Origin of the sequence: Candidatus Symbiobacter mobilis CR, from assembly GCF_000477435.1 — a bacterium.
GTDB classification, from domain to species: domain Bacteria; phylum Pseudomonadota; class Gammaproteobacteria; order Burkholderiales; family Burkholderiaceae_C; genus Rhodoferax; species Rhodoferax mobilis.
Window position 1 is genome coordinate 58056 of the sequence record NC_022576.1, and the last position, 12575, is coordinate 70630.

Consider the following 12575-nt stretch of genomic DNA (forward strand, 5'->3'; position numbering starts at 1 on the left):
GTCTCGCACTTTTGCTCTCGGGCTTCCTCCAGACTACTTCTCGCGAAGTAGCCCTTGCCGTCGGCTAGTGGTTACTATTGCTCACGTTGCATCCAATCCGGTTCTCCCACAGGGGACTTCCACCCCATAAGTTCGCGCCCATGCTGGGCGCACACATCCGCTTCGAGAGGGACCGCCCAACAGTGGGCTTTGCCCGCTGCAGGTCGGCCCCTCAAGCTAAACATTGTGCATCTTGAAATGAGCAAAGAATATCAATCTTTGCTAAACAAGGCAGTGCAGAATCATCAGGGCACCATTAATTCCGGTGGGCACTACAAAAGCCCTCACACCTGGGACACTTATGATCTTGGAATTGTCACTGGCCAATGTCGACGGTTTCGTTATGGTAATCATCCAATTCGAATGGCTAAAATTATCCATGCACATGGTGCTTGCGATGTCGTGGCAACCTTTTACCCACGGCAAGATGCTCATGAACTTGCCACGCTACTAAATTCAAAACCCTCAATGAGGTCTCGCTCATGACAACCATTACCGGAAAACCCTTGCAATGAGTCATTCGGTGTTCATGTACGGGAAAGGTGATGCCACCGTAAATGGCGATGGATCATGCAAGGTCCTCAAACCTGAAAACAACAAAATATAGGTTGCACGTGAAACCAAAGGTCTATCTCGAAACATCGATTATCAGCTACTTGACGGCGCTACCGTCCAACGATTTGCGGGCTATGGCGAACCAGAACTCGACGCTGGAGTGGTGGCAAACGCAGCGTGAGAAGTTTGAATTACTGATTTCTGAATTTGTCATTGCAGAGGCCAGCATGGGCAACCCTAGCGCGGCACAACGTCGCTTGGCTGTGGTGACGAATCTGGCCGAACTCGAGGCGAATGAATCGGTAAGGAATCTGGGCAAAGCGTTGATCCTGCACCATGCTTTGCCCGTCAAGGCTGAAATTGACGCTTACCATATCGCGATTGCGGCAGTACATGGGGTAGAGTTTCTCTTGACGTGGAACTGTACTCATATTGCCAATGCAGCTACCCGTCCGAAAATCGAAGCCACATGCCGACGACTTGGCTTTGAACCCCCGATTATTTGTACCCCGCTTGAGCTGATGGAGGAATAAATCATGTGGCAAGACCCGATTGTTCAAGAAACACGTGGACTTCGTGAAGCTTTTGCGGCGCAGTATGGACACGATGCCGATGCAATTTTTCAGGTCATATTAGAGAAACAAGCACACTCCCAAAGACCAAAGGTTTCCTACGCTCCAAACACGCCAGTGCCAATGTATGCCGCCCAACCCTGCGCTCCAGAGGACGCGCCGCAAGCGTCGCGCCCCTGAGCTTGAACGTTAGACAAACACAAACAGACTCCGTTGAGGCGTATAATCCGCCAACGACCGTAGGAGAAAAGTTCATGTTCGCTAGAGACATTGTGAAAGCTGAGATTGATCGCCTTGACGATCAATATATCGATTTATTATTTAAGATAATAAGTCAATTTCCTCATCGAAACGCGCGCCAAATCGAATCGGTACAATCCAGAAAGCCAAGCGAAATATTAATAGATATTGCTAAATCTGGTGGTTTGGGCATTAAAGACCCTATCGCTTGGCAAATTGAGTCTCGTTCTGAACGCACACTGCCGCTCAGGTCTGAATAATGCTATTAGATAGCAATATCATCATCTACGCGGCAGAGCCAGGTTACGAGCGGCTCTTAAGATACATTGATGAAAGGCAATCAGTTGTCTCAATCATTAGCAAAATTGAAGTTATCGGATACCACAAGCTTTCGGTAGAAAATAGTAGGAGGCTAGTGGAATTATTTGCAGTAATGTCAATTTTGCCTTTATCAGACGCTATCGCATCACGCGCAATCTCGCTCCGACAGCTTCGTAAGATGTCTTTGGGTGATTCACTTATAGCAGCCACCGCATTAGAGCATGAGCTTCCACTTGTAACCGCAAATGCAAAAGACTTTTCCTGGGTTGAAAATATAATAGTTATTAACCCGCTTGAATAATCAACATACAAAGAATGTGTCTAACGTGCGGTTCCACTCGGACCCTGCGCTGCGCGCCGGGTCCGTTGTGTCGGACGTTTTGTGTAACGCAGCGCCGGTCCGGTGAACCTTAGCGCTACAAGGGCTTCACCCTCTTTGCAAGCAATAACCTCCCTGAGTCAGTCGCGTAGCGATTGACTCAGGTATTGGTTGTCGGTTTTTCAACTCAGATAACCCGTGTCGCGGTGTGGTCTGTTCGTTGACGCTCTTTGGCAAATGTTGCGGACGGCGGTACTACAAATGGTCACTGTTACTGCTTTGATTGCCGCAGACCCTGAGGCAGAATTGGCGCCTACAGGAGAAATCGTGTCCATTGCCCACGGTACTCACAATCTTCTTGCCGCGTTTGCCTGAGAGACGGTAGGGGGCGACGAATTTGGGAGCCATCCAACGCACGCTGTGGTCAAACGTGGCAAACTGACGCACCCAATGGTGAGCGCCGGAGCAGGCTTCCATGCCGATGAGGCATGGCGGTAGTGAGGCGATGAGTTCAAGCAGCTTTGCGCGAGGCACGTGTGGGCGTATCAGCACGGCCTTTCCGGAAAAATCCACACCATGCACGGCGAAGACATTCTTTGCCAGATCGATGCCAACGGTTACGATAGCCATAAGATTTCCTCTTTCAGAAAACAAGTGAGCTGATGAGAGATGCGACTTCTCATCGTGGCATTTTGATTCCGTATCTCGTGACTGTGCGGATCATCCAGGATGGGAAAGTCCCTTTCATTCGTTAGGCATAAATTTTATGAAACATAAGGTTTACATCGAAACATCTGTCGTCAGCTATCTGACCGCGTGGCGTAGCCGCGACCTTGTTATTGCTGGCAACCAGGAAACGACCAAGGAGTGGTGGGATCGCAAGAATGAGTTTGATATTTTTATCTCACAGTTTGTTTTGGATGAGGCTGCTGCTGGAGACTCAGGCGCTGCACACGCGAGACTCGACGCTCTCCAAGGAATTCGCGAGCTTGAGGTGGTGGAGCAAGTTATTGAAATAGCGCAGGAGTTGGTTATTCAGACTGCATTGCCTTCTAAAGCAAGGCTAGACGCACTGCATATTGCTGTGGCTGCACTGCATCGAATGAATTTCTTGTTGACATGGAATTGCACACACATTGCCAATCCAATGCAACGACCCATGATTGAGAATGTCATTCGTGGTTTTGGTTACACACCGCCTGTTATCTGTACACCGCAAGAATTATTGGAGGCTCTGAATGAAAACTATGAACCCGATTATTGAAGAAATTCATGCCTTTCGTGCCGAGTATGCACGGCAATATGACTATGACTTAAGGGCTATTTGTGATGCTGCCCGACAGAAACAACTGCAAAGCGGACATGAAATTGTAAGTTTTTTTTATCAAGCGCCACCTACTAATTCAAACTTGAGCCTAACAAATCATTCCAGTGGACTGCCTACGGTAGCCGCTGAATTCCGACGTTGGGCCCCTTGACGGGTATGCGCCCTGGGCGTATAGTCTCAGCATGTTCACAGTGGTCGAAACACTTCTCTTCCAGCGGCAATGGCCGCTCTACTGGACAGAAGAAGAAAGAGGTGCCTTCGCCGCCTATATTGCAGAACACCCAACAGCCGGAGATGTTGTGCCCGAATCCGGTGGCATTCGCAAGGTGCGTGGGTCTCGTGCTGGTTCTGGCAAGTCTGGTGGCGTGCGCGTGATCTATTTCACTCGCACATCCGAAGGTGAAGTTGTTCTGCTGACGCTTTACGCGAAGGCAAAGACAGACAACATCACTGGCGCTAAGTTGAAGGAGATCCGCCGTGCCCTCGAAGAGTAAACCCCTCACAGATAAAGAGCTTGCTGCTTACGAAGCAGAGCGCGATTTGGCGGCAGAGCTCCTGCAGGCAGTGCAAGAAATGAAGGCTGGCCAACTACATGTTGTGTTATCGCCTGTCATGGAAGCTCGCAAGAAAACCGGCCTGTCGCAGTCGCAGTTCGCCGCGCTAATGGGTGTGTCTGTTCGCACCTTGCAAGGTTGGGAGCAAGGTCGTAAGCAGCCAAGCGGTGCGGCTCGTACGCTTCTGGCAATTGCCAGCACAAACCCAAAAGCTTTGCTTGCAGTAGCTGGCAAGTAGCAGCTATGCGCAGAGGCCCAACTGTAGGTTCAACACGGATGTCAATGCTTCGCATTGCCGCCGGTTAACCTGGGCGCTACAAGGGCTTCACCCTCTTTGCAAGCAATAACCTCCCTGAGTCAGTCGCGTAGCGATTGACTCAGGTATTGGTTGTCGGTTTTTCAACTCAGATAACCCGTGTCGCGGTGTGGTCTGTTCGTTGACGCTCTTTGGCAAATGTTGCGGACGGCGGTACTAAAAATGGTCACTGTTACTGCTTTGATTGCCGCAGACCCTGAGGCAGAATTGGCGCCCACAGGAGAAATCGTGTCCATTGCCCACGGTACTCACAATCTTCTTGCCGCGTTTGCCTGAGAGACGGTAGGGGGCGACGAATTTGGGAGCCATCCAACGCACGCTGTGGCCAAACGTGGCAAACTGACGCACCCAATGGTGAGCGCCGGAGCAGGCTTCCATGCCGATGAGGCATGGCGGTAGTGAGGCGATGAGTTCCAGCAGCTTTGCGCGAGGCACGTGGGGGCGTATCAGCACGGCATTTCCGGAAGAATCCACACCATGCACGGCGAAGACATTCTTTGCCAGATCGATGCCAACGGTTACGATAGCCATGAGATTTCCCCTTTCAGAAAAAAGTGAGTTGATGAGAGATGCGACTTTTCATCGTGGCATTTTGATTCCGTATCTCGTGACTGTGCGGATCATCCAGGATGGGAAAGTCCCTTTCATTCGTTAGACGCTACATTCCTGCCATGGCACCGACGATTTTCCGCGAGGGCGGTTTCCGCTTCTTTTTCTTCTCAATGGAATAGGAAAGAATGCATGTACACGTCAACCATCCTGACGGCGAGGCCAAATTTTGGTTAACACCGAAATTAGGGCTGGCAACGAGACCGGGCTTTCGCCCCAAAAAATCAAGGAAGCCCAGAACTTGGTTGCTGTTCACTTGGAGGAAATTACCCATGCCTGGAAAACTCATTTCCCAAGCTGAAGTTACCCATGTTTCACAACATGGCTTTTGGCTGCTGCTTGCCGACGAAGAACTTTTTTTGCCGTTCACAAGCTTCCCGTGGTTTCGCGGCGCAACCATTGAGCAACTGTGCCAAGTGGAATGGCCGACTGAAAACCACCTTTTCTGGCCGTCTTTGGATATCGATTTGTCTGTCGAGTCCATTCGCAACCCGTCAGCGTTCCCGCTCATGGCAGCTATTCCAGCGCCCAATCGGGGGTAGGCAACGGTTTCTAGCCGTCGCCCCCCACACCCCCCACCGTGCGGGTCCGCAGTGGGCGGTTCAACAAGTCGGCTCGCTCGACGATGTCTTTCGCTTTGTAACCATGTAACCTTGTGCCTTGCACCCCAGGTCTTTCACACTCAGCAAACCCTGCTCCTGTAACCACACGTTGGATAGGGCCTGATTGATAACCGGGGTTCTGGACATCGGCTAATAGCTGTTGCTGCTGACTCCGTGCTGAATTGCCGACTTCAGGCTTATGCCCAAAGCCAGCAAGTTCTTAATCTTCGTGCGCGGCCAGCGCCACTGTTTCCAGTAGCACATCCGCATACGCCGTCTGATCCACTCGTCCAGTTCGGGTACCGGGCGGTAATACTGGCTGATGCCAAAGTAACCCGTCCACCCCCGCACGTATTGCCCCAGTTTCTTTAGCCGGTATTCCATGGAAACGCCCCAGTTTCGCGCAGTCAGCTTCTTGATGCGGTGCTTGAAATCCGCCAGGGCCTTATCAGTCCAGCGTACTTTCTTGCCCTTGATCGTGAAGCCCAAAAAGGCGCATTCACTCATCGGTGCCACCTTGCTTTTGACCAGCACCCCGGCGCGCAGGTAGCGCCCAAATTTGCTGTCGCACGGCTGGCCAGTGTGCGCATGCATGGGTGGGGAAGCCTTCCATGGTCACGCCGTCATCCATTCGCACCGCACGCGGCGCAGATCTCCCCAGGTAAGAACGCAAACTTTCTGTGCGCAAACGCCGCATTTACCCTAAGCGCCAAACCGATGGCTTTGCCGTCCTGTGCCAGCTCGCCTCAGCTCTCTGGGCCTTCTATGCGGTTCCTGTTCGTCGTCTCGCACCTTTGCACTCAGGCTTCCTCCAGACTACTTCTCGCGAAGCAGCCCTTGCCGTCGGCTAGTGGTTACTATTGCTCACGTTGAGTCCAATCCGGTTCTCCCACAGGGGACTTTCACCCCATAAGTTCGCGCCCATGCTGGGCGCACACCCCGCAGTCAAGCGGGACGCCGCGCTGAAGCGAGTCGCACCTTACTTTTGACGTTAGGCGCAATAAGGTATGTACCACTTGTTATTACTCCAAAACACATTGCAACTGGCTGGTTTTTTGACAAGTAACCATGATTTTTTGGAGTAATAAAAAGTGGAAGTTATTTATCTGAAATACTATAAAACATTGGAGAGGACACATGAAGAAAAAAGCAGTCGATTCTGAATTGATTGTTTATACGGCAGCACTGGAAGACGGCGATGATGAATTTCTCAACGATTCCGCTGCCTTGGAGGATATGCGAAATAAATGCTTGGCCATTCTTGATGAGGGCGTATCAGCTAACGCTCACTATTTGTTGGGTGTATATCATATTCTGAAAGGCGAAACAGACAAGGCTAACGGGGAGAGGCTAAAGGCAGCCTATCTTGGTCATTGTGCTGCCGTAATTGACTATTCGTCTCAGGCAAAAGATGGTATAAGCATCGAGATTCTTGGTATCGTTAAAGCCATGAACAACGCGGGTGAACATCTTGGATCAGCACAGGAAGATTTTGACGACTCTCTTTCCCAGCTATCGCCAGAAGGCGAAGAGAAAGTTAATAGCATTGCAAAAAAAGTGAAAGAGTCAATGGAACAGTATGGGCTTGGATTTCAGTGGTAATGACGCAGCTTCGGCTTGGTTGCGCGTTGCGGTTGATGCACGACAGTAAAAAATGAGAGCTATGTTTACGGGAGCAAAAATAGCTATCGCAGTATTTGCACTGATGCTGTCACTCAACGTCATCGCTGAATCACCGAGTGGTCCCTTGCCCATAACACCTAACGAAGGGTCTGCTGAAGATGTATGCCTTACGCAATTCAAAAGTCATTTCTCACTGGAAAAATGTACTGCCCTTGCTGAAAAGGGGGATGCCAATGCACAGTATTTCCTTGCAGAAACCTACTTCATTCGACAAGATGCCAAAGTTGTCTATTGGCTGGAAAAGGCAGCCAGACAAGGGCACGTCCGAGCACAAAGCCGGTTGGGATCACTTTACCAGCAGGGCAATTTTGTTGCGGCTGATTGGGGTAAGGCGGAGGCGTGGTATCGATTAGCCGCCAAATCCGGCGACTATTGGGCAGAAAAGGTACTTTCGTATCGACAGGCCGCAATATCTCAGGGAGAATTCGATAACTGGATTCTTATGGCGTGTCTGATCACTGTTTTGATTATCCCTGCCATTTCGACCAAGAAATTTGCGCTTTCCGATTATATTGGCCGACTGTTGATTTGGTCGCCACACTTCACAAATCTATTTGTAGCCACTTGGTATGCTTCAACCGGGGGCTGGGGGCAAGAAAAGCATCCAGTAATTCATCATCTTATGGAGAGAATCACGCCAGCCTTGGCTGGATACTTCGTGTGGCTTCCCGCTGTTTCAGTTCTGATCTACGTCGTGACTTTTTTCAAAAGACCCAATGACCGCAAGCATTTTTTCTTCAGCATCACTTTGTATATACCTACAATTTTGGCTGCTGTAGTTTTTGGATACTTTATAGCTCAGCTCGCCTCTCAAGGCGCGGGTCGGTAGGTCAAAACACGGGGGCAACTCTTCCATTATTTATACGACAAGCCTAACCCAACGCTCCAGCCGGCTCCGCTTCGTTCCTCCGCTGAGCTTTGCGTTAGGCAGCTCAAGTTGTGATGCTCTTTTCGCCTTTTGCCCTTGTCACATCTGCGGTATCAGCTCTCTTCTTTGTAGTGGATGTGCTTCGTCTTCACTTGCTGTCCAGAGGTTGTTTTGGCTTGGGTGCTGTTCATGCGTTGCGCGGCGTGTGCGCCTTTTCAGCACTGCGGCCTAATCGGGTAAGGCAACGACTTCTAACCGTCGCCCCCCACACCACCCACCGTGCGGGTCCGCAGTCGGCGGTTCAACAAGTCGGCTCGCTCGACAAAGTCTTTCGCTTCATATCCATGTAACCATGAGCCTTGCACCACAGGTCTTTCACACTCAGCAAACCCTGCTCCTGTAACCACACGTTGGATATGGTCTGTTAGATATGGCATAATTGATAACCGGGGTTTTGGACATGTGCCATTAGCTGTTGCTGCTGACTCCGTGCTGAATCGCCGACTTCAGGCTTACGCCCAAAGCCAGCAAGTTCTTAATCTTCGTGCGCGGCCATCGCCACTGTTTCCCGTAGCACATTCGGATGCGCCTTCTTATTCACTGATCCACTCGTCCAGTGCGGGTACCAGGCGGTAATACTGGCTGATGCCAAAGTAGAAAGTAGCCCTTGCCGTCGGCTAGTGGTTACTATTGCTCACGTTGAGTCTCATTCGGTTCTCCCACAAGGGACTTTCACCCTATAAGTTCGCGCCCATGCTGGGCGCACCCATCGCAGTCAAGCGGGATGTCGCGCTGAAGCCCACGCCTAAATCAGGTAGGCAACGGCTTCTAGTAAAGTGGATCCGAATGTCATGACAATTTTTTGGTCGATGTAAGCTGTAGCTGTTTTCCCTGGATTGAAGGACATCTTCCATTTTTGTCTTGAATTCGGGGCCCACTTTACGCAGCCCGTACAGCAATATGTTCCACATCGTTTTGGTTTCGCCGGAAATTCCCCCCAATACAGGCAATGTGATTCGTTTAGCTGCCAACACGGGCTGCGTGTTGCACCTGATCGAGCCGTTGGGGTTTTCGATGGAAGACCGGCTGTTGCGCCGCGCTGGGCTGGATTACCACGAATACGCCACGGTGCAAAGGCACCGCAGTTGGGGGGAGTTTGTGGCGACCCACAAGTCTGCGCGGCGCTTTGCGATGACGACCCGGGCCACCAGGGCGTTGCACGATGCAATGTTTGCGCCGGGGGACTGCCTGGTTTTCGGGAGCGAGACCCGTGGGCTGCCGCAGACTGTGCTGGCGGACTTCGATGCAGCGCAGCGTTTGCGGCTCCCGATGCTCCCCGGTCAGCGGAGCCTCAATCTGTCGAACGCCGTCGCGGTCGCGGTGTTCGAAGCCTGGCGGCAAAACGGCTTTGCCGGGGCGCTGAACAACCCGTAGCTCGGAGAGAGCGAAGCGCAATCCGGGGGTGGTCTCTGCAACAACCAAGGCTGATGGCGCCAGTGCATTCCGGCACTTCACTGCGCAACGATGTCGATGCCGGCGGGCGGGCGGTAGCGGAACAGGGCGGCGTCCAGTGAGGGGTTGGCCTCGAACTGGTCGAAGCGGATTACCGTGCGTTGGCCGAAGTGGTCGAGCAGTTCCAGCACGGCGGGGGTCACGGTGGGGGCCGGACCAGCGGGGCAGACCATGCCCAGTTGAACCGATGCGATCATGCTTTCCGTCGGTGTGGCCTGTACCCATTGCAGGCCGTCTCGTTCCGGCGCATCGCGCAAGGCGTACTGGGAACGCAAGGCATTGCTGTCCGCAGCGGAAGCAAGCAATGCGGCGGGGGTGTCTGCCAGCGCAGCGGTTTGCCCGCGTACCGTGACCTGACGGAGATCGTGGTCGTGGAACCAAAGCTGCTTGCCGTCCGCAACGATGGTCTGCGCAAAAGGGGGCGCGTAGTCGAAGCGGAACCGGCCAGGGCGGGCAAAGGCAAAGGTGCCGTGCGCCGTTTGTACCTTGCTGGGGGTATGCACCTCCTGTACGAAGGTGGCGCGCCCCGTGCGCACGGTGCGCAGGAACGTGTCCAGGCATTGCAAGGCACTGGCTTGGGCGGATTCGGCCAGGCACCACAGAAACAGGGGCCAGAGTTGCTGCATGCGGTGCTTCATGCGGCACCGTCGGCAGGAACCAGCACTTCACGCTGATTGGTCTGGTTCGGTGCGCTGACCAATCCGGCCTTTTCCATGTCTTCGAGCAGCCGGGCCGAGCGGTTGTAGCCGATGCGCAGGTGGCGCTGCACCAGGGAGATGCTTGCCTTGCGGTTTTGCAGGACGATGGCGACGGCTTGGTCGTAGAGGGGGTCTGCCTCGCCTCCCTCCGTAGCGGGCGTGTCTCCCACCCCGACGGTGCCGCCGCTGGCCGGCGCATCGAGCAGGTCTTCGACGTATTCGGGCGCTCCCTGCCGTTTCAGGTGTTGAACGACCCGATGTACTTCCCCATCGCTGACGAAGGCGCCGTGTACCCGCAGGGGCAAGCCGGAACCACTGGACATGTAGAGCATGTCGCCCATACCCAACAAGGCTTCCGCCCCCATCTGGTCGAGGATCGTTCGGCTATCGATCTTGCTGCTGACCTGAAAGGCAATGCGTGTGGGCACATTGGCTTTGATCAGCCCCGTGATGACATCGACGCTGGGCCGTTGCGTCGCCAGGATCAGGTGGATTCCTGCAGCGCGCGCCTTCTGCGCCAGCCGTGCGATCAGCTCTTCGACCTTCTTGCCGACCACCATCATCAGGTCGGCCAGCTCGTCGATCACGACGACGATGTACGGCAAGCGTTGCAGCGGGTCAGGTTCGTCGGGCGTCGAAGTCAGGGGGTTGGAGAGCACTTGTTTTTGCGCGAAGGCTTCGTCGATACGCGCATTGAACCCGGCGAGGTTGCGCACGCCAAGATGGCTCATCAGGCGGTAGCGGCGCTCCATCTCGCCCACGCACCAGTTCAGCGCGTGGGATGCCTGCTTCATGTCGGTGACGACGGGGCACAGCAGGTGTGGAATACCTTCGTAGACCGACATTTCCAGCATCTTGGGGTCGATCATCAGCAGGCGCACTTCTTCTGCTGTGGCCTTGTAGAGCAAGCTCAGGATCATCGCGTTGATCCCGACCGACTTGCCCGCCCCCGTCGTTCCGGCGACAAGGACGTGTGGCATTTTGGCCAGATCGGCCACGACGGGGGCGCCGACGATGTCCTTGCCCAGGCCGATCGTCAGCAGGGATGCAGCGTCACGATACGCGGGCGAATCGAGGATCTCGCGCAGATAGATCGTTTTGCGCTGGGGGTTCGGCAATTCGAGCGCCATGCACTTTTTGCCGGGAATGGTTTCGACGACGCGCAGCGACACCAGCCCGAGCGAGCGGGCCAGATCCTTGGCCAGCCCAACGATCTGCGCGCCTTTGACGCCGGTGCTCGGCTCAATGTCGTACCGCGTGATTACCGGCCCCGGCTGCGCGAAAAGCACGGTCGCGGATACGCCGAAGTCGCGCAATTTCTGCTCGATGGCCCGGCTCGTCGATTCAAGCATGGTCGCACGGTGCGCTTGCGTTGCGGCATCTTCGTGCAACGTGGGGGGCGGGTCGAGCAAGTCGAAAGGGGGTAGCAGGCCAGCCACCGCTGCGCGGTCGGAAGCAGCTTGGGGCACGGGCTGGGGCGCAGTCTTTTGCGGGGAGGGCGGGGCAGGCGGGGCAGGAGGAGTGGGGGCCGGGGGCGGAACGGAAAGCGGGGGCTGCACCGAATTCGGCGGCAGAACGGAGTGGCGCGATTCGTCGAGCATGCGTGCGCGTTCAATGGCCGCTTGTTGGCCCAGCAAAGAGTCGTTGGCTTCCCTCCACTGTTCGCGCTGGCGGTCGATTTGCGCGAACAACCATCCGCCAATCCGCTCCGAAACGCTGAGCCAGGAAAAGCGAAACGCCAGCGATGCTCCCACCAAGATGAGAGAGATGCATAGCAATGTGGCCCAGGTATCCCCTAGCCGCGTAAGGAGCCAGGGGCCTAGAACGTACCCCAGCACGCCGCCGCTGTGGCCGGGGAGGTAGCTTTCCAGGCTGTGCAGCCGGTTCCATTCCAGGCTGGTGCTGGAGGCGAATAGGAGCACCACGCCAAACCCTGTAGCCCATGGGCGCCACCAGTGCGGCGCCCTGCCGGGGCGAGAGCCTGCGCGACGGTCGACCAGCCACGAGAAGTCGTAGAGCCAGCGGCGCACGAAAGCGAAGAACCACCGCACCCCCAGCGCCACCCCCCACCAAACCGATGCACCGAGCCAGAAGTAGCTGATGTCGGCGACCCAGGCGCCGACGGTGCCGAGTAGGTTGGACACCGTAGCCTGCGGCCCTGCGTAGGACCAGGCGTCGTCCCAGCGGGAAAACGTTGCAAGTGACGCGATCCATGCCCCAAGCAGACAGAGCATGACGAGGAGCAACACTCCCACCAGCGACCACAGCTCTGAAGCCAGTAGACCCAGGCTATGGGGTGGGGTAGTTCTTGGGGGGGGTAGGGGCTGCGTGGTAGCGGTCATGGAATCAGCAGCAGGACA

At 54.6% G+C, this 12575-nt stretch carries 14 protein-coding genes and 3 pseudogenes; 12 read left to right on the forward strand and 5 right to left on the reverse strand.

Annotated features, from left to right (window positions below; translation table 11 throughout):
* Positions 1-653 precede the first annotated feature (653 nt).
* The 3 genes from CENROD_RS00270 to CENROD_RS12850 all read left to right on the forward strand — a co-directional run bounded on the left by CENROD_RS00270 (position 654) and on the right by CENROD_RS12850 (position 2028).
* Positions 654-1127, forward strand: coding sequence for a type II toxin-antitoxin system VapC family toxin (locus tag CENROD_RS00270; protein ID WP_022771027.1), 474 nt, complete (start codon positions 654-656; stop codon positions 1125-1127).
* A 293-nt stretch (positions 1128-1420) separates the two neighbouring features.
* On the forward strand, positions 1421-1666 hold the full coding sequence (locus CENROD_RS13390) for a hypothetical protein (RefSeq protein WP_022771029.1): 246 nt from the start codon (positions 1421-1423) through the stop codon (positions 1664-1666).
* The gene (locus CENROD_RS12850; RefSeq protein WP_022771030.1) at positions 1666-2028 is read left to right on the forward strand and encodes a type II toxin-antitoxin system VapC family toxin; all 363 of its coding nucleotides are present in this window, start codon (positions 1666-1668) and stop codon (positions 2026-2028) included. Before CENROD_RS13390 ends, CENROD_RS12850 begins: the two co-directional genes overlap by 1 nt.
* Before the next feature lie 375 nt (positions 2029-2403).
* Here CENROD_RS12850 and CENROD_RS00275 read toward each other — a convergent pair.
* A pseudogene (locus CENROD_RS00275) lies at positions 2404-2676 on the reverse strand (IS110 family transposase); the annotation flags it as partial.
* A gap of 136 nt (positions 2677-2812) precedes the next feature.
* On the opposite strand from CENROD_RS00275, the gene CENROD_RS00280 reads away from it, so the two are divergent.
* The 4 genes from CENROD_RS00280 to CENROD_RS00290 are packed head-to-tail and all read left to right on the forward strand — an operon-like array spanning position 2813 to position 4165.
* Positions 2813-3310, forward strand: a complete 498-nt coding sequence (locus CENROD_RS00280; protein WP_022771032.1) for a type II toxin-antitoxin system VapC family toxin — start codon at positions 2813-2815, stop codon at positions 3308-3310.
* The gene (locus CENROD_RS12855) at positions 3285-3524 is read left to right on the forward strand and encodes a hypothetical protein (RefSeq protein ID WP_022771033.1); all 240 of its coding nucleotides are present in this window, start codon (positions 3285-3287) and stop codon (positions 3522-3524) included. Before CENROD_RS00280 ends, CENROD_RS12855 begins: the two co-directional genes overlap by 26 nt.
* Before the next feature lie 31 nt (positions 3525-3555).
* The gene (locus CENROD_RS00285; RefSeq protein ID WP_022771034.1) at positions 3556-3867 is read left to right on the forward strand and encodes a type II toxin-antitoxin system RelE/ParE family toxin; all 312 of its coding nucleotides are present in this window, start codon (positions 3556-3558) and stop codon (positions 3865-3867) included.
* Positions 3851-4165: a helix-turn-helix domain-containing protein gene (locus CENROD_RS00290; RefSeq protein ID WP_022771035.1), complete on the forward strand. Its 315-nt coding sequence runs from the start codon at positions 3851-3853 to the stop codon at positions 4163-4165. Before CENROD_RS00285 ends, CENROD_RS00290 begins: the two co-directional genes overlap by 17 nt.
* A 336-nt stretch (positions 4166-4501) precedes the next feature.
* Here the strand turns inward: CENROD_RS00290 and CENROD_RS00295 are convergent.
* Positions 4502-4774 (reverse strand): annotated as a pseudogene (locus CENROD_RS00295) (IS110 family transposase); the annotation flags it as partial.
* A gap of 206 nt (positions 4775-4980) precedes the next feature.
* Between CENROD_RS00295 and CENROD_RS14540 the strand changes: the two are divergent.
* Together CENROD_RS14540 and CENROD_RS00305 are read left to right on the forward strand one after the other, a co-directional pair.
* Positions 4981-5088: pseudogene (locus CENROD_RS14540) on the forward strand (DUF4160 domain-containing protein); the annotation flags it as partial.
* A gap of 36 nt (positions 5089-5124) precedes the next feature.
* Positions 5125-5394 carry a DUF2442 domain-containing protein gene (locus CENROD_RS00305; RefSeq protein WP_022771038.1) on the forward strand — a complete coding sequence of 90 codons (270 nt, stop codon included), beginning with the start codon at positions 5125-5127 and terminating at the stop codon, positions 5392-5394.
* Positions 5395-5604: 210 nt separating this feature from the next.
* Here the strand turns inward: CENROD_RS00305 and CENROD_RS00310 are convergent, their stop codons facing one another.
* Positions 5605-6048 carry a group II intron maturase-specific domain-containing protein gene (locus CENROD_RS00310; RefSeq protein WP_022771040.1) on the reverse strand — a complete coding sequence of 148 codons (444 nt, stop codon included), beginning with the start codon at positions 6046-6048 and terminating at the stop codon, positions 5605-5607.
* A 543-nt stretch (positions 6049-6591) separates the two neighbouring features.
* Between CENROD_RS00310 and CENROD_RS00315 the strand changes: the two genes are divergently transcribed.
* From CENROD_RS00315 to CENROD_RS00325, 3 genes are all read left to right on the forward strand, one after another.
* Positions 6592-7056, forward strand: a complete 465-nt coding sequence (locus CENROD_RS00315) for a hypothetical protein (protein ID WP_022771041.1) — start codon at positions 6592-6594, stop codon at positions 7054-7056.
* A 61-nt stretch (positions 7057-7117) separates the two neighbouring features.
* Complete coding sequence (locus CENROD_RS12210) at positions 7118-7966, forward strand: tetratricopeptide repeat protein (RefSeq protein WP_022771042.1); 849 nt, start codon at positions 7118-7120, stop codon at positions 7964-7966.
* Positions 7967-8965: 999 nt separating this feature from the next.
* Positions 8966-9439 carry a tRNA (cytidine(34)-2'-O)-methyltransferase gene (locus CENROD_RS00325; RefSeq protein ID WP_022771045.1) on the forward strand — a complete coding sequence of 158 codons (474 nt, stop codon included), beginning with the start codon at positions 8966-8968 and terminating at the stop codon, positions 9437-9439.
* Between the two features lie 77 nt (positions 9440-9516).
* Here the strand turns inward: CENROD_RS00325 and lolA are convergent, their stop codons facing one another.
* Both lolA and CENROD_RS00335 read right to left on the reverse strand, forming a co-directional pair.
* Positions 9517-10155, reverse strand: a complete 639-nt coding sequence (lolA, locus tag CENROD_RS00330) for an outer membrane lipoprotein periplasmic chaperone LolA (RefSeq protein ID WP_238551789.1) — start codon at positions 10153-10155, stop codon at positions 9517-9519.
* Positions 10152-12557 carry a DNA translocase FtsK gene (locus CENROD_RS00335; protein ID WP_041193142.1) on the reverse strand — a complete coding sequence of 802 codons (2406 nt, stop codon included), beginning with the start codon at positions 12555-12557 and terminating at the stop codon, positions 10152-10154. The genes lolA and CENROD_RS00335 overlap by 4 nt, the downstream gene beginning before the upstream one ends.
* Positions 12558-12575: the final 18 nt, after the last annotated feature.